Source organism: Mucilaginibacter sediminis (genome assembly GCF_051903035.1).
In the GTDB taxonomy this organism is placed as follows: domain Bacteria; phylum Bacteroidota; class Bacteroidia; order Sphingobacteriales; family Sphingobacteriaceae; genus Mucilaginibacter.
Genome location: NZ_CP170602.1, coordinates 2,426,775 through 2,442,828 on the forward strand (window position 1 = coordinate 2,426,775; position 16,054 = coordinate 2,442,828).

At 43.2% G+C, this 16,054-nt stretch carries 14 protein-coding genes; 7 read left to right on the forward strand and 7 right to left on the reverse strand.

Features of this window, described 5'->3' with window-relative positions; translation table 11 throughout:
* Positions 1 to 34: 34 nt before the first annotated feature.
* Together ACFGVS_RS09430 and ACFGVS_RS09435 are read right to left on the reverse strand one after the other, a co-directional pair.
* Positions 35 to 1,567 carry a response regulator gene (locus tag ACFGVS_RS09430; RefSeq protein WP_439698423.1) on the reverse strand — a complete coding sequence of 511 codons (1,533 nt, stop codon included), beginning with the start codon at positions 1,565 to 1,567 and terminating at the stop codon, positions 35 to 37.
* 3 nt (positions 1,568 to 1,570) lie between these two features.
* Complete coding sequence (locus ACFGVS_RS09435; protein WP_439698424.1) at positions 1,571 to 2,707, reverse strand: FIST signal transduction protein; 1,137 nt, start codon at positions 2,705 to 2,707, stop codon at positions 1,571 to 1,573.
* A 426-nt stretch (positions 2,708 to 3,133) separates the two neighbouring features.
* On the opposite strand from ACFGVS_RS09435, the gene ACFGVS_RS09440 reads away from it, so the two are divergent.
* Complete coding sequence (locus ACFGVS_RS09440) at positions 3,134 to 6,163, forward strand: glycosyltransferase family 117 protein (RefSeq protein ID WP_439698425.1); 3,030 nt, start codon at positions 3,134 to 3,136, stop codon at positions 6,161 to 6,163.
* Between the two features lie 113 nt (positions 6,164 to 6,276).
* Here the strand turns inward: ACFGVS_RS09440 and kdsB are convergent, their stop codons facing one another.
* The 4 genes from kdsB to trpS form a co-directional block, all read right to left on the reverse strand.
* Positions 6,277 to 7,011, reverse strand: a complete 735-nt coding sequence (kdsB, locus tag ACFGVS_RS09445; RefSeq protein ID WP_439698426.1) for a 3-deoxy-manno-octulosonate cytidylyltransferase — start codon at positions 7,009 to 7,011, stop codon at positions 6,277 to 6,279.
* On the reverse strand, positions 7,008 to 7,661 hold the full coding sequence (locus ACFGVS_RS09450; protein ID WP_439698427.1) for a hypothetical protein: 654 nt from the start codon (positions 7,659 to 7,661) through the stop codon (positions 7,008 to 7,010). The genes kdsB and ACFGVS_RS09450 overlap by 4 nt, the downstream gene beginning before the upstream one ends.
* Before the next feature lie 99 nt (positions 7,662 to 7,760).
* Entirely contained in the window at positions 7,761 to 8,375 is a 615-nt protein-coding gene (locus ACFGVS_RS09455; protein ID WP_090652037.1) for a deoxynucleoside kinase, read from the reverse strand.
* A 127-nt stretch (positions 8,376 to 8,502) separates the two neighbouring features.
* Positions 8,503 to 9,498, reverse strand: coding sequence for a tryptophan--tRNA ligase (trpS, locus tag ACFGVS_RS09460; RefSeq protein ID WP_439698428.1), 996 nt, complete (start codon positions 9,496 to 9,498; stop codon positions 8,503 to 8,505).
* Between the two features lie 159 nt (positions 9,499 to 9,657).
* On the opposite strand from trpS, the gene ACFGVS_RS09465 reads away from it, so the two are divergent.
* The 6 genes from ACFGVS_RS09465 (at position 9,658) to ACFGVS_RS09490 (ending at position 14,854) form a co-directional block, all read left to right on the forward strand.
* A complete protein-coding gene (locus ACFGVS_RS09465; protein WP_439698429.1) occupies positions 9,658 to 10,290 on the forward strand; it encodes a lysophospholipid acyltransferase family protein in 633 nt (210 codons plus the stop codon).
* Positions 10,291 to 10,527: 237 nt separating this feature from the next.
* Positions 10,528 to 11,130 (forward strand): lysophospholipid acyltransferase family protein, encoded by a 603-nt coding sequence (locus ACFGVS_RS09470; RefSeq protein ID WP_439698430.1) that lies wholly within the window; start codon positions 10,528 to 10,530, stop codon positions 11,128 to 11,130.
* Positions 11,127 to 11,417 carry an Asp-tRNA(Asn)/Glu-tRNA(Gln) amidotransferase subunit GatC gene (gatC, locus tag ACFGVS_RS09475; RefSeq protein WP_439698431.1) on the forward strand — a complete coding sequence of 97 codons (291 nt, stop codon included), beginning with the start codon at positions 11,127 to 11,129 and terminating at the stop codon, positions 11,415 to 11,417. Before ACFGVS_RS09470 ends, gatC begins: the two co-directional genes overlap by 4 nt.
* Positions 11,418 to 11,612: 195 nt before the next feature.
* Positions 11,613 to 12,368, forward strand: a complete 756-nt coding sequence (locus ACFGVS_RS09480; RefSeq protein WP_090652042.1) for an ABC transporter ATP-binding protein — start codon at positions 11,613 to 11,615, stop codon at positions 12,366 to 12,368.
* Positions 12,369 to 12,548: 180 nt separating this feature from the next.
* Positions 12,549 to 13,913, forward strand: coding sequence for an exonuclease domain-containing protein (locus ACFGVS_RS09485; protein ID WP_439698432.1), 1,365 nt, complete (start codon positions 12,549 to 12,551; stop codon positions 13,911 to 13,913).
* A gap of 404 nt (positions 13,914 to 14,317) precedes the next feature.
* Positions 14,318 to 14,854 (forward strand): pyridoxamine 5'-phosphate oxidase family protein, encoded by a 537-nt coding sequence (locus ACFGVS_RS09490; RefSeq protein WP_090646118.1) that lies wholly within the window; start codon positions 14,318 to 14,320, stop codon positions 14,852 to 14,854.
* Between the two features lie 116 nt (positions 14,855 to 14,970).
* Here the strand turns inward: ACFGVS_RS09490 and ACFGVS_RS09495 are convergent, their stop codons facing one another.
* Positions 14,971 to 16,053: an efflux RND transporter periplasmic adaptor subunit gene (locus tag ACFGVS_RS09495; RefSeq protein WP_439698433.1), complete on the reverse strand. Its 1,083-nt coding sequence runs from the start codon at positions 16,051 to 16,053 to the stop codon at positions 14,971 to 14,973.
* Between the last annotated feature and the right edge of the window lies 1 nt (position 16,054).

Here is a 16,054-nt window from a genome sequence, read left to right on the forward strand (position 1 = left end):
TTACAAATATGCAACTTAATGAAATGACAAATAGTTAAATTATTGTCTGATGCTTACTGTACAAAGCTATTTTGCGGTGAAGTTCGTTAGGATTAAATGGTTTGCTCACGTAGTCATTCATCCCAACGGTAAATGCCATATCCTGTATATCCAGCATGGCCGAAGCGGTAAGCGCTATAATGGGCAGGTTTTTATATTTCTCGCCCTCTAAGTTGCGTATTGCCGTGGTGGTTTGGTAGCCATCCATCTCGGGCATCTGTAAATCCATCAGCACCATATCGTAATCACGGGTTTGTACCAGCATCAGTGCAATTTCGCCATTCTCGGCTACGTCGCATTCTACATCCCATTGCTTCATAAAATGTTTAGCCAATATTACATTAATCTGGTTATCCTCGGCTATCAGCAGCCTGGTACCTTTCAGGCTTTTTAGCGCATAAAATTCGTCGCTGTCTGATGTACTACTTAGGTGCTTTTTGCTGTTTTTAAACACCAGGCTAAAGCTAAAAACAGATCCAACGCCAAATTCACTTTTCAGTTTAATATCAGTACCTAATAATTGCAAAAGGCGTTTTGTAATTGTTAGACCCAATCCTGTGCCTCCATATTTGCGGGTAGTATCGGTACTGGCCTGGTTAAAGCTATCAAAAATATGGTCAATTTTATCGGGCATAATTCCAATACCGGTATCAGCAACTTCAAAATCAATAGTTGAGTTTTCGCCGTCGTTACCGGCCATTGTGGCTGTAATGGTGACCTTTCCTTTATTGGTAAATTTCACGGCATTGCTTATCAAATTGGTTAATATCTGCCCCAACCGTACCGGGTCGCCTATAATAGCATTGGGCAGGTCGTGGTCCATCATCAGTTTAATCTGGATATTTTTTTCGTTTGCTTTTTGCAGCAACGATAGACGGGTATTTTTAATCAGTTCGATTACGCTGAAATCGACCTGTTCAAATTCAACTTTACCAGCCTCAATTTTGCTAAAATCCAATATATCATTAATCAACACCAATAGGTTTTCGGCCGAAAATTTTAAAAAACCCAAAAATTCTTTTTGCTCGGGTTTAGGGTCCTGGTGTATGAGTAAATGCGTAAAGCCTATTACAGCGTTCATCGGCGTACGTATTTCATGGCTCATGATGCTCAAAAACTGAGCTTTGGCCATGGCAGCTTTTTCGGCAAGTTCTTTTGATTGAATAAGCTCTACTTCCAGTTCCTTGGCCTTGGTTATCCGCTCCTGTAAAAAGCTGATGATGTGGATCAGGTCATCATCCGAATCGGAAAGGTTTAGCTCGACATCGGGATTAAGCGCTTTTATGGCTTCCTTTAATTGCTGTATTGATCTTTTTTTGATCTCGTTTTGTTGCTTAAGATCATCGGTTGCAGCCAAATACTCACGTTCGCTGATGTTGAACGCGTGATCTGCAAGCTTTATGGATTTTTCAAAGTTCTTAAAACTATTATTTACGGCGCTCAAAAATTGCAAAATAGCATCATCCTGCAGGTATTGGGCCGGCAGCATTTTTTTTATTTGCTTGGCTAACAGGTAATGGTAGTCCATAAATTAGTTCTCAGTAAAAGTGGTAATGGTCATGGTTTGATTGTGCAGTTCGCAATTTGAGCCTTTGTTCAATGGGGATAACTCGCCGTAGGAGTAAAAGCCTGCAATCACCGTTTTGTCGCCAAAAACCTGTTTAGCCACCATTAATTCCTCGTCGGTACGCTCGTTAAGCACCAGTTTACGACCTACGCAGCTCACCATAATGGCAAGATTAGTGGCCGCCGCCCTATCCGAAGCATCTGTTGCCGCAGTTGACGATGCATTTATCAGCTTATCAAAGTTGGCTTTCATCAGCCGCACGTGGCTCCCCTCTGGCAGGTTACCTGCAAAGGTCATGGATTTTTCCTGTTCGTTAACACTCAAAATTGTACGTACTAACTTTTTATCAGACCCTGGTATGCTTAATGATAACGGAAACAACAGGGCCGATCCCGGCAACTCTTTTACATATTCGCCAAGATATTCTTTGTAAAGGTCAAGCGCACTCTTGTTATCAATCTCGAACAATACATTTTTATCAGATTTGGTTATAGTACGTTGCGGGCCAAACTCATCCCATCCCCCATTTGAACCGTGGCTGATAACCAAATTATCGCCGTAAAAACCAATAGCGGTTACATTACCTTGCGCCGGTATATTGTTAAGGCTGGTAAACGTGCTGTTAAACCTGGCCGCATCGCCCGCCAGGCCACCTGTTACCGGCACATTATTAAGGTTATCGCTATTAAAACCAGCCACCAGGTCGCTACCGTTAATAAACGTACCATCGGAAATAATGAACACACATTTCAAGCCATTTTTATCCAGCTGCGACATCAGGTAAGCACCCGTTTCAAAGCTGCTGGTTTGATTGCTTACGTGGGTTGTAGCACAACTTATGTTTGATTTTTCAAACTCGATGGCGGTAACTACAATACTATCGTCATATACCTCGCTGTCCAGTATCTCGCCCGAAGTTGAGGAAAAAACAATATCGGCAACGGGATATTTTATTTTCAGATACTCATACACAGCCGGCACCATAATTAGCTGGGTGGCGCCAAATACAAGCACAAGCTGGCATTTTGCCTCCTCAAATTCACTATCGGCATTGAGATCAATCCACTTATTGTTGATAAAATGATGCTGTCTGGTTCTCATGACTGAAAAGGTTTATCCCGGTGTATTTTTTTTAATTTAAACAAAAGAAGGAGTAATAACGGCCAAAAACATTAAATACCTGAGCGATTTACTGAAAAGCTACGGTTTATTAATTGATGATTATTAGGTCGCTTTCTTATTGGTTAACCAGCCATTTTATCGCCCAGATATTGGGTATTTGTTAAATCGGCTAATATTCTTTGTACGTTTTAAATTTGATAATGTTGTTGTTGTTTTTGCCTCTAATTTATCGGTGATTAATTACAGGGTTATACGGTAAGCCATCCTTACCTACTCACTCAAAATCAATAAGTTAAATTTTGTTAAAAGATGTTAAGCAGATGTTAATACTCATGGCGTTCTGATATTTTACTTCGAAATTGTACCGCATTCACGTATGATAAAACAATTACAACCTTATTAATAATGCAGTACAACAAAATCAACAATCTGCTGGGCTGGCTTTGCCTCGTAATTGCCCTTACAACCTATATTTTAACCCTCGAGCCATCAGTTAGCTTTTGGGATTGCGGCGAGTTTATAGCCTGCGCCTACCGCCTGCAGGTATCGCACCAGCCAGGTTACCCCATGTTTGCCATGCTGGGTAAAGTATTTTCGCTGCTATCCATGGGCGATAAAACCAAAGTACCTTATTTTACCAACCTCGGTTCGGCCCTTGCAAGCGCTGCCACGGTAATGTTTTTGTTCTGGACAATTACCGCACTGGCCAAAAAGCTGCTTATCGCAAAAGGCGAAACAATCACATCATCACAACTGATTGCGATAATGGGGGCCGGCCTGGTTGGTTCATTAGCCTTTGCTTATACCGATACCTTTTGGTTTTCGGCGGTAGAGACCATTGTATTCGCCCTGTCCTCGCTTTGTACAGCTGTAGTATTCTGGGCCATTTTAAAATGGGAGGCACATGCTGATGAACGCGGCACCGATAAATGGATAGTTTTAATAGCCTACGTCATGGGCTTATCCATAGGCATCCACCTGCTTAACCTGTTAACCATCCCGGCTATTACCATGGTGTATTATTTCCGCAGGTATAAAAACCCAACTGTAAAAAGCGGCATCGTGGTATTTTTGCTCAGCATCGTATTACTTGGTTTGGTACAGTATGGCATCAGGGAATACACCATCAAATTGGCCGCTTACTCCGACCTGTTTTTTGTGAATTCCCTGGGCCTGGGTTTTGGCAGTGGCGCCATGTGTTTTGTAATGCTGATTGTAGCTTCATTAGCCCTGGGTATCCGGTATAGCATTCGCCATAAAAAACCGGCGCTAAACCTGGCGCTGATTTGCCTTGCCTTCATTTACTTTGGTTACGGATCATTTTTTTATATCCCTATCCGGGCTACCGCCAATACAGATCTGAATAACTCGCACCCGGACAATGCTTTTACACTTAACGATTATCTTGGCCGTATACAGTATGGTGAAACGCCGCTGCTTTACGGCCCTTACTTTGACGCCAAACTTACCGACCAGCAGGAAGGTAAAAACCTTTACCGCAAGGGCGCCGAACGGTACGAAGTAAGCGGCAAAAAACTCATCAACACGTACGATCATAACACACTTATGCCACGTATGCACAGTACGCAGGGCGATCCGCAATATGCCCAAAACGTACAGTTTTACAAACAATGGTTGCAATTAGCCGAGGGGCAAAGCCCCACTTTTGCCGATAACATGAAGTGGATGCTAAGCTGGCAAATGTACCAGATGTACTGGCGCTACTTTTTATGGAATTTTGTTGGCCGCTACAATGATGCCGACGGCCAAACCAGCGCAGTATCAATAGATGGTAACTGGACATCGGGCTGGTTTGATGGCAGCAAACACCTGCCAAAATCGATAACCAGCTCCAATACCTATACTCCTCTATATGCCTTGCCTTTGGTTGTTGGCTTATTGGGCATGGCCTACCACATTAAACGCAAAAAAGCCGATGCTATAGTTATTGCCCTGCTGTGGTTTTTTACGGGCCTGGCCATTGTATTATATGTTAACCAGGCCAACATACAGCCCCGCGAACGCGATTACTCGTACGTAGGCTCCTTTTACGCCTTTGCCATCTGGATAGGCCTGGGCGTGCTGGCTATTAATGATTTTATACGGCGAAAAGTAAATGCAAAGGGAGCTGCTTTTGCTTCGGTGGCTGTTTGCTTGCTTGTTGCCCCTGTTTTAATGGCCAGGCAGGAATGGGGCGATCATGACCGGTCGACCAAGATGACGGCACATGATATGGCGTATAATTTTCTGATCTCGTGCCCCAAAAATGCTATCCTGTTTACCAATGGCGATAATGACACCTACTCCCTTTGGTACGATCAGGAAGTTGAAGGCGTAAGGCCCGATGTGCGTATAGTTTGTACCAGCCTGTTTAGCGGCGATTGGTACATCCGCCAGATGCAAAAGCCCATGAACCAATCGGCCCCGTTGCCCATTACCATGCCTTTTGACAAATATAAACAGGGCGTACGCGATTTTATGGCTTATAATGATGCCAAAATACCTGGTTCTGTTGATGTAAAAGAGGTATTTGATTTTATTACATCAGACGATGAACGCACCAAAGTACAATACCAAAGCGGCGAAAGCATGAACTACCTGCCCACCAAAAACTTTAAACTTAAAGTAGATCCGGATGAGCTGGTAAAAAACGGCGTGGTACCCCCGCAACAAAAGGCTAAGCTGACCAACAGCATGGAGTGGACATATCCTGGCGATTACCTATACAAAGATAAACTGGCCATAATAGACCTGCTGGCAAATAACGATTGGAAACGCCCGGTATGTTTCACCATCGGTGTAGCTCCTGAATATATGATGGGAATGCAGCCTTACCTGTATAAAGAAGGTTTTACCTACCGCCTCATTCCATTTAAGGCCGATACAGCAGTGCACGACCAGTTAGGCAAGGTAAACAGCCTGGTGATGTACAACAACGTAATGAACAAGTTTAAATACGGTAATTTTAAACATGCCCGCTACCTTGACGATGTAAGCAAAACCCAGTTTTACCCTTACCTGGAAACCACCTTTCACGACCTTGCCCAAGGCTTGATTAAAGATGGCCGCAGCGACCTGGCCCTAAATGCCCTGCATAAGTTTGACCAGGAAATGCCCGACATTAACCCCAACATTGATACCGCTCATCGTAAGCTGCTGTTGGCCCAATTAGCCTATAAACTCAACGACAAGGAGCTGGCCAACCGCTATGTCAAAGGCATAAGCAATTACCTTACCGACCAGCTTGCCTATAATTACACCCTATTAAAAGACAAGCCCGAGGCCCTTAATGCTGGCGAAGTACAATTTCAGCTGTATGTATTGAACGGATTGGCAGAAACCACCAAAGCATACAACGAAACCGGGTTGCATAAACAATTCCAGGCCGAGTTAAATGATTACGGGAGTAAGTTTGCTGTGCTGGAAAACAGATAGAAAGCTGAAAGCGAAAAGCCTAAGGCTGAAGGAGTACTTGCCCACCAAATGCAGGCGAAAAACTTACGAAGTTTTCAAAACTTCGTAAGTTTTTCGCCTGCTTAGCTATTTAGTTATTTAAACAAATTCAATTTTTCCAAATCAGCCGGCACATCAACAGCGTGGGTTTCCAGCTCCGTTTCGGCAACTTTTATGCGGTAGCCATTCTCAATCCAACGCAGTTGTTCAAGGCTTTCGGCTTTCTCGAGGCCCGAGATGGGGAGTTTGGTAATCTTCTGCAACACATCTGCCCGGTAACCATAAATGCCTATGTGTTTAAAATAAGTATAAAACTCCAGCCAGTTGTCGGGCTCCTGTCCGCGAATGTGTGGCAGCGTGGCGCGCGAAAAATAAACCGCCTCGGATAGTTTATTGATAACCACTTTGGGTGAGTTGTAGTTAAACAATTCCTCCCTGGTCAGTATCTTTTTTATCAGCGTAGCTATTTGGGTACCGGCATCGTTAAAGCAGGCGGCAAGCTTAGTAATTTGTTCCGGGTCGATGTACGGTTCATCGCCCTGTATGTTGATTATCACATCGTATTCAGGATGTAAGGAGGCAACTTCGGCACAACGGTCGGTACCGCTTTGATGGTAGTCGGCCGTCATAACCGCAACGCCGCCAAAGGCTTGTACATGGTCAAATATGCGATTATCGTCGGTAGCCACTATTACCTCGGCAACATTAACGCATTTCTTAGCCTGCTCATACACCCTTTGAATCATGCTTTTACCGGCAATATCAACTAAAGGCTTTCCCGGAAATCGGGAGGATGCGTAGCGTGCGGGAATTATACCAAGGATTTTCATTTGATTACAATGGTTTTGAAGGCTTGCAAGGCCAGGTCTTGGTCTTTTTTTGAAAGATTAATACCGACTATATTAAAAGTTAAACGCGATGAACGGCCTTTAAAATATATTTCCGTAATCCCCGTACCGGGATTTTTTGGCCAAATAGTATTAACAACGTATTTATCCGTACTATCAACTTGAATATTATGAGCTTTTATTTCCAGTGGTATTTCTATCGGCACATGAATGGTGCTATCCCTAAAAGTAAGGTCGGCAACGTAGTCGGCATTTAAATATTTTATCCTTTGAGCCTGTGTAGGTAAATGAACATTTGTTTTTGTTTCATAGCTCGGATCGGCCTCTACATGCACCTTTGTTGAATCAGTAGTACCCAACTTCTTCATTTGCGCCGCTCTTTCGTTTTTAACATTAAAATCAGCCGTATAGGTTACCCCTGGTTTATAAAAATATTCGTCTTTTTTCCACTCTTGCTTTTTCAAATATTCCTGTTCTGTTGGCAACAGGCTATTTGTGTAGCCATTGTTGCTAAAATCAAACTGAAGAATTGTATTAGATGCAGGAATAACGATTTTTCCTATAAACGAATCATCACCTTGTTCTTTGATATATTTCCAGCTACCAGGAATTGTGATTTTAAATACATTCAAATCCAACACCTTTAAGTCGTCAATCATCGACACACAGCCAACAAGTAAGGGCAGCAGCAAAATGAGATTCAACTTTTTCATATAATAACTCAATGCGACCTAAAACAGCCCATTAATTTCCCGTTCAATCAACTGAACTATGGTTGCCATATCTTCGGTATTATTGGCGAAATCGAGGTTGTCTTTATCAAGGATCAGCAATTTGCCCAGTTTATAGTTTTTGATCCATTTATCGTACTTCTCGTTTAGTTTTGACAAGTAATCCAGGCGGATGCCTATTTCATACTCGCGGCCACGGCGCTGGATGTTGCTTACCAGTGTTGGTACCGATGCTTTAAGGTAAACCAGCAAATCGGGCGGCTTTATAAACTCGGTAATATTCTCAAATATCGATTCATAGTTTTGATAATCGCGGGTGGTCATCAGCCCCATATCGTGCAGGTTTTCGGCAAATATGTAGGCATCTTCATAAATGGTACGGTCCTGTAAAATATTGCGGCCGGTTTTCTGGATATCGATGATCTGGCGGTAACGGCTGTTCAGGAAATAAATTTGCAGGTTAAAACTCCAGCGTTTCATGTCGCTGTAAAAATCTTCCAGGTAGGGGTTATTGTCTACGGCTTCAAAAAGTGGTTCCCAGCCGTAGTTATGGGCCAGCATTTCAGTCAGCGTGGTTTTACCGGCGCCAATATTTCCTACAATAGCTATATGCATTTTTTAGTTGATAATGAATTTGTCTGAATCAGAATTTTCCTAATTTACAGAATTGTCAGAATTATAAAAATCTTTTACAACTCAATTCTGATAATTTCAAAATTCTGCAAATTCTGATTCTGACAACTTAAAATTTCTTAAATCCTATAATTTCCCGTACTTCCCTGATGGTTTTTGAGGCGCTTGCGCGGGCTTTCTCTTCGCCCATGGCGGCCACTTTTCTTAAATAATCGGCATCGCCTGCAATCGCGTTTATCCGCTCGCGGATGGGCGCCGTGGCAATGATCATATCCTCGGTAAGCTGTTTTTTAAGATCGCCGTAACGGATAGTCATTTTGTTATACAAATCGTCAAAATGGGCAACGGTATCGGCAGATGATACTACCTTCATCAAATCAAACAGGTTTTGAATTTCCTGGGGTTTGGTCTGATTTTCGGTTGTTGGCCCGCCATCGGTAACAGCACGCATTACCTTCTTTTTGATGGCTTCGGGGGTATCGCAAAGGAAAATGGCATTGCCCTCCCCTTCTGATTTGCCCATTTTACCCTTACCATCAAGCCCCGGAATTTTTACCAGGTTGCTGCTGTAATTAAAGGCGTAAGGCTCGGGAAAATAATCGTGGTTGTACAGCCGGTTAAAACGGTTACCAAAGGTACGGGCCATTTCCAGGTGTTGTTCCTGATCTTTACCAACTGGAACTTTGGTTGCTTTATGGATAATGATATCTGCCGCCATTAATACCGGGTAGGTAAGCAGGCCAGCGTTCACATTATCGGGATTGGCGCGTACTTTGTCTTTAAACGATGTAGCGCGTTCCAGTTCGCCCAGGTAGGCATTCATGTTTAAATATAAATATAGCTCGCTAATCTCGGGCACATCTGATTGTACGTAAATAGTAGCCTTTTCAGGGTCGATACCCGCGGCAAGATACTCCACCAAAACCTGTTTTACATTACTATGCAGGTTGGCGGGGGTTGGGTGCGTGGTTAACGAATGCAAATCGGCAATAAAAAAAAAGCAGTTATATTCATTCTGCATTTTTATAAAGTTCTGCAAAGCCCCGTAATAGTTTCCTAAGTGCAAATTTCCGGTCGAACGGATGCCACTAACAACAGTTTCCATAGGTGGCGAAAGTAAGGAATTTTTCTATTTTTGATGGCGATGAAAATGATATTGAAAAAAGTGCACATCTATTTATACGTATTGAGTGTAGCGCTTTCCTACTTTTTATTATGGCCTTTTTTTAAATATTTTTCTAAAAAACCCTCCCGGTACCATAGCATGAACAAACTGCGCCGGGCCTGGGGGTATATCAGTTCGGCCATGGTAGGCATCTTCTATAATTTTGAATATGAAGAGCCTGTTGACTGGAGCAAACCTTATATCATTTGCCCGAATCATACCTCCAACCTCGATATTTCGGCCATGTGCATTCTGGTAAATAGCAACTGCAGCTTCATGGGCAAGCAGGAACTGGAAAATGGTTTGGTAACCGGTATATTCTTCCGCTCGGTTGATATCCCGGTTAACCGTGAAAGTAAAATGTCGTCTTTCCGGGCTTTTAAAAAAGCCTCCGAAAAGTTACAGGAAGGAGTTTCGTTGATTATCTTTCCTGAAGGAATGATCTCAGATCATTATCCGCCCCAATTGTGTGAATTTAAAAGCGGACCGTTTCGCCTGGCTATTGAACATAAAATACCCATCATCCCGGTAACATCTGTAAACACCTGGCAAATACTTTGGGATACCGGCACCAAATATGGCAGCAGGCCAGGCATTTGCCATTTTTACGTACATAAACCCATAGATACCAGTAACCTTACAATTGCCGGTGCCGATGCCTTGCGCGATGACGTTTACGCCATCATCCAACAAAAGCTGGCCGCAACCGAAAAATCACACCCAATCGCTTGAAATTTATTGAGACCTGCAAATGAAGTTAACATGAAAATTTTAGCTTTAGGCCTTTCACATTAAGCTTTAAGCTTTCTGAAACCAGTATTTTTTTTACATTTGGGGAACATGAAATTAACACTGAAAAGGATCCATACCAAATTTTATAGGTATAGCATAGCCGTCTTTTTCACCCTTTGTTACCCGGTTTTATATATACTCAGGCAAAAAACCAGTAGATACCGGTACATTAACCAAATGCGGCGACTTATTATTTTTTTGAGTTCGAGCATTTCGGGAATTTTTTACAGCGCTACTTTCGAAGAGCCGCTGGATTGGAAAAAAACTTATGTAATATGCGGCAACCACACATCAAACCTTGATGTATCGGCCATAAATACCATCCTTAAAAACAATATTTGTTTTATGGGGAAAGAAGAATTGCTGAACAATTATGTACTTGGCTATTTTTTTAAGACCATTGATGTTACGGTTAACAGGGAAAGTAAAATGTCGTCATTCCGGGCATTTAAAACTGCTGCAGAGCGTATTAAAAACGGGGTAAGCGTTGTTATTTTCCCCGAAGCCACTATCCCGAAAGACTATCCGCCCGAGTTGCATAGTTTTAAGAACGGCCCGTTCAGGCTGGCAATTGAAATGAAAGTACCCATTTTGCCCATATCATCCCTGGATACCTGGAAAGTGCTTTGGGATACCGGCAAAGAATATGGCAGCAGACCCGGAATTTGTAATATATTTGTACATAAACCCATTGAAACGGCCCATTTAACACTGGATGATGCCGATGCGCTACGCGATGAGGTATTTGAAATTATAAAAAACAAACTGCAAACGGCATGACCATAGATAAAGAAACAGTTGAAAAAGTTGCCCACCTGGCCCGCTTAGAGCTAAGCGAGAGCGAAAAGCAGGACATGATACAGGATATGAGCAAAATCCTTGATTTTATGGCCAAACTGAACGAACTGGACACCACCGGCGTAGAACCGCTTATTTACATGACCGATGGGGCCAACATATTGCGCGAGGATGTGGTAAAACAAGAAATAACCCACGAAGAAGCACTTGAAAACGCTCCTAAGCACGATAAAGACTACTTTTTGGTGGCTAAGGTGATTGAGAAGTAATTTTTTAAGAAGTGGAAAGTCCGGAAGTCCGAAAGACGGAAAGTAAGTGAAACAACACTTTCAAACTTTACCGCTTAACAAAAACTTCCGGACTTCCGGTCTTTCGGACTTCCGGACTTTCTGACTTCCCAACTAATAAAAACAAAAAGCTTGTAACATTCCGCCCCTATCAACAGTCCAAATAAAAAAACATTCATGGAGCCATTAAAAGACAAGCCTTTAATTACCATAAACGAGATTGGACGTAAGTACGTGATAGGTAGCGAAGTTATTCACGCGCTTAAATCGGTGTCGTTAACCATAAATAAAGGCGAATTTGTGGCTTTGATGGGCCCGTCAGGTTCCGGCAAATCAACGCTGATGAATATCCTGGGCTGCCTGGATACCCCAACTAAGGGCGTGTATATTTTGAACGGAATAAATGTAAGCCACATGACCGATAATGAGTTGGCAGAAGTGCGTAACTCAGAGATTGGTTTCGTTTTCCAAACGTTTAACCTATTGCCCCGTAATACCGCCCTTGATAACGTTGCCCTGCCCTTAATTTACGCAGGCATCAGTAAGGAAAAACGTACCGAACGCGCAAACGCCGCCCTTAAAAATGTTGGTTTGGAGCATAGGGTTGACCATAAACCAAATGAGCTTTCTGGTGGTCAGCGTCAGCGTGTGGCCGTGGCGCGGGCTCTTATTAACGACCCCTCTATTATACTGGCCGATGAACCAACCGGTAACCTGGATACCAAAACCTCTATTGAAATTATGGGCCTGCTGGAAGATATCCATGCCAAAGGCAATACCATTATACTGGTAACCCACGAAGAAGATATTGCCAAGCATGCCCACCGCATTGTGCGTATGCGCGACGGGCTGATTGAAAAAGATTACCAAAACGAGGATATCCAAAAGGTTGACAGAAGACTTGCCGTAGAAACGGCTGAAGAGAAAGCTTAATCATCCATTTAATAGAGAGGTTGATATTAACTGAGAGGTTTATAATCTTGTCCGTCTTCCCTACTTTCGGACTTTCGAACTTCCATCTTTCGGACTTCCCGTCTTTTGGACTTTCCATCTTCCCGACTAAAAAATAAAATAACACTAAAATAATTAGCAAACTTGTATTACATTTGAAATATGTATGCAATTGTTGATATCGAGACTACCGGGGGGCATGCCAGCGCCAATGGCATTACAGAAATTGCCATATGCATACATGATGGTAAAAAAGTTGTAAAACGTTTTCAAACCCTGGTTAACCCCCAACGCGAAATACCCATATATATCAGCGCCTTAACAGGTATTACCAACGAGATGGTACAAAGCGCCCCGCCCTTTGAGGATGTTGCGGCTGATATTTACCATTTGATACACGGCAAAATCTTCGTAGCGCATAATGTAAATTTTGATTATTCATTTGTGCGCTACCACCTGGCCGCCGCCGGATACGATTTACAACTGAACAAGCTTTGTACCGTACGCCTGGGCCGTAAAATATTGCCCGGCCTGCCATCCTATAGCCTTGGCCGCCTATGCCGCCATTTAGGTATAGATAACGAAGCCCGCCACCGCGCCGCCGGCGATGCCGAAGCCACGGCCGAATTATTTACCCTGTTAATAAACAGCGATACCGAAGGCCATATTAAACAGGCACTTAAGCAAAATTCAAAAGAACAGGTATTGCCCGCCAACCTGCCCAAAAAAGATGTGGAGCAATTGCCATACTCGCCGGGCGTATATTATTTTCATGACCAAAAAGGGAAAGTGATTTATGTAGGCAAAGCCAAAAACATCAAGAAACGGGTAAGCAGCCATTTTACCGGAAATAACCCGGGCCTGCAACGGCAGGAGTTTTTACGCAATATTCACCAGGTAAGCTACCAGGTTTGCGGCACCGAGCTGATTGCTTTTGTACTGGAGGCCATCGAGATTAAACGCCTGTGGCCAAAATACAACCGGTCGTTAAAACGCTTTGAAAACGCCTATTGCCTGTATGCTTTTGAAGATCAGCGCGGCTATACCAGGCTGGCGGTTGATAAACGCCGCAAATTCAGCGATGTTATTTATACCTGCAACTCATTGCTGGATGGTTATAATCTGCTTAACAAACTGATAGAAGCTTTTGGCCTATGCCCCAAGCTTTGCTTTATACAAACCAACACGGCCCCATGTACCGGTGCCGCCGGCAGCCAGTGTGCCTGCGAAGGTGTTGAATCTGTAGAGGACTATAACAAAAAGGTTAACAACGCTATTGACCAGCTTAAACTTGCCCTGCCTACCTACGCCATTCGCGATGAAGGCCGTACCGGCGATGAACACAGCTGTATTTTGGTTGAAAAAGGCCAGTTTTACGGAATGGGATACATCTCGCACTATTTTGATGCTAATAACGTGCAGCAACTCAAAAACTACCTGACCCCCTACCCGGGCAATGACTACATCAAAAACATCGTATCCAGCTATGCTACACGGTATCCGGATAGGATGGTGGTGTTTGCATAATGTCATTGGGTCATTGGGTCATTGGGTCATTGGGTCATTGGGTCATTGGGTCATTGGGTCATTGGGTCATTGGGTCATTGGGTCATTGGGTCATTGGGTCATACGGAAAGTCGGTTTCACAAATATTGTTTTATCTATTTAACATAATTCCACTCACCACTCACCACTCACCACTCACAACTCACCACTCACAACTCACAACTCACAACTCACCACTCACAACTCACAACTCACAACTCACAACTCACAACTCACAACTCACAACTCACAACTCACAACTCACAACTCACAACTCACAACTCACAACTCACAACTCACAACTTTATCCTAAAAGTTAATTTTATTAACACAATAAAGATTTTGATTGGTTATTCTATAACATTTACCAACAAAAACTTTAAATAATGGATAGCATTAATCAACAACAACCAGAAGATAATTATCAGGACCTTGGCGGACCAGAGGCCATAGCTAAATTAAAAGACATGGTCGATAGCGCTAAAAGCTGCTTCTTTTTAACCAATATTAAAACCGGTATCCCGGCAAATGTTCGCCCGATGTCTGTTCAACAAGTGGATGACGAGGGCAACCTTTGGTTTCTGAGTGCCAATGACAGCCACAAGAATGAAGATCTGCAGAAGGACCCTATGGTCCATCTGTTATTCCAGGGATCTGCACATTCCGATTTCCTGAATGTTTATGGTATAGCCACCGTGAGCGAAGACAAGGAAAAAATTAAAGAGCTTTGGGAACCAATACTAAAGGTATGGTTCACCGATGGCATCGATGACCCGCGCATCTCGGTAATAAAAGTTGAACCTACCGAAAGCTATTACTGGGACAACAAGCATGGCAATGCCATAGCTTTTGTAAAAATGCTGGCCGGCGCGGCTATAGGCAAAACCTTCGATGATTCGATTGAAGGCAAAATAAACGTATAACTACTTTTAAGGGGGAAAGATGTCCTTAATGGACAAAAGCCATGCAGTTGATTTTCTGCATGGCTTTTTAAATGTTACGACGTTTTAGAAACCTGGCAAGGTTTAATGAGCAACTATTAATTTATCGCATCTCCTTGTCGCATCTCGTCCCTGGCGTGTTTTACAATTGTATCGCCGGCTTTTAAATTACCAAATACTTCTGTCGAATCATTACGTGAAAGCCCTTCTTTAATATCCTGCAATTGGGCCTTGCCATCTTTTACCACAATTACATATTCCCGCTCTGTCGACCGGACGATGGCCTGGTTAGGCACCAGCAATGATTTGGCACCCGATAACATCGGGATATGCACCTCGGCATACATACCCGGTTTCAGGTTGCCGTTTTTGTTCTGAACGTCTATCTCAATGGCCTCAGACCGCATACTGCCCAACGCATTTGCCGACCGGCTGATCCTTGCAGTTTGCTGTGTACCAGGCATGGCGTTGTAGGTAAAATTTACCGGTTTGGTTAAATCTACCTTATCTACATAATCTTCGGGGATAAAAACCTCTAAACGCAATTTGCTAATATCCTGTAAGATTAACATTGGTTGGTCTGTCCCTTTACCCGGTGAAACAAGCGCACCCGGCGACACATTACGCTGAACAATCATTCCATCAAACGGTGCCCTTATATTCAAATAATCCTGCATGGTACGTACCGATGCCACGTTGGATTGTTCTGATTTTGCCATGGCTTCATCGGCCCTCATTTTGGCCGAGGCGTTATCCAGGTCAAGCGGCGATACCGAACCGGGCTCTTTGGCGGCTTCCTTTAACCGCTGGTATTTTTCTTTACTGGCAACGGCATTTTCCTGTGCTTGCAGATACCTTGAATTGGCTGCCTGTAGCTGCGATTCCATTTCGGGTGCCTCAAGGGTGACCAATAATTGTCCTTTTTTTACAATGGTACCCCTATCTACATACATATTTTTCACGAAGCCGTTTACCTTCGGGAAAATATTTACTTCGTTGTAAGGCTTAAGCTGGCCAGGCAGGCGGGCGTTACTTGACAAGGCTTTTTCGGTTACAATACCTGTTTCGGTGACCGCTTTACTTTTTGCAGCCGGGGCCGAAATATCTACCGGCTTTTGATTGCCACCGCATGCAGCAAATAGGCTTACGGCTGCTATTAATATAATTGATTGAAATTTCATG

What these genes read in the sequence shown, in the direction of transcription:
- ACFGVS_RS09430 (WP_439698423.1), bottom strand. Translation starts at nt 1,567, where the DNA reads ATGGACTACCATTACCTGTTAGCCAAGCAAATAAAAAAAATGCTGCCG.
- ACFGVS_RS09435 (WP_439698424.1), bottom strand. Translation starts at nt 2,707, where the DNA reads ATGAGAACCAGACAGCATCATTTTATCAACAATAAGTGGATTGATCTC.
- ACFGVS_RS09440 (WP_439698425.1), top strand. Translation starts at nt 3,134, where the DNA reads ATGCAGTACAACAAAATCAACAATCTGCTGGGCTGGCTTTGCCTCGTA.
- kdsB (WP_439698426.1), bottom strand. Translation starts at nt 7,011, where the DNA reads ATGAAAATCCTTGGTATAATTCCCGCACGCTACGCATCCTCCCGATTT.
- ACFGVS_RS09455 (WP_090652037.1), bottom strand. Translation starts at nt 8,375, where the DNA reads ATGCATATAGCTATTGTAGGAAATATTGGCGCCGGTAAAACCACGCTG.
- trpS (WP_439698428.1), bottom strand. Translation starts at nt 9,498, where the DNA reads ATGGAAACTGTTGTTAGTGGCATCCGTTCGACCGGAAATTTGCACTTA.
- ACFGVS_RS09465 (WP_439698429.1), top strand. Translation starts at nt 9,658, where the DNA reads ATGAACAAACTGCGCCGGGCCTGGGGGTATATCAGTTCGGCCATGGTA.
- ACFGVS_RS09470 (WP_439698430.1), top strand. Translation starts at nt 10,528, where the DNA reads ATGCGGCGACTTATTATTTTTTTGAGTTCGAGCATTTCGGGAATTTTT.
- gatC (WP_439698431.1), top strand. Translation starts at nt 11,127, where the DNA reads ATGACCATAGATAAAGAAACAGTTGAAAAAGTTGCCCACCTGGCCCGC.
- ACFGVS_RS09480 (WP_090652042.1), top strand. Translation starts at nt 11,613, where the DNA reads ATGGAGCCATTAAAAGACAAGCCTTTAATTACCATAAACGAGATTGGA.
- ACFGVS_RS09485 (WP_439698432.1), top strand. Translation starts at nt 12,549, where the DNA reads ATGTATGCAATTGTTGATATCGAGACTACCGGGGGGCATGCCAGCGCC.
- ACFGVS_RS09490 (WP_090646118.1), top strand. Translation starts at nt 14,318, where the DNA reads ATGGATAGCATTAATCAACAACAACCAGAAGATAATTATCAGGACCTT.
- ACFGVS_RS09495 (WP_439698433.1), bottom strand. Translation starts at nt 16,053, where the DNA reads ATGAAATTTCAATCAATTATATTAATAGCAGCCGTAAGCCTATTTGCT.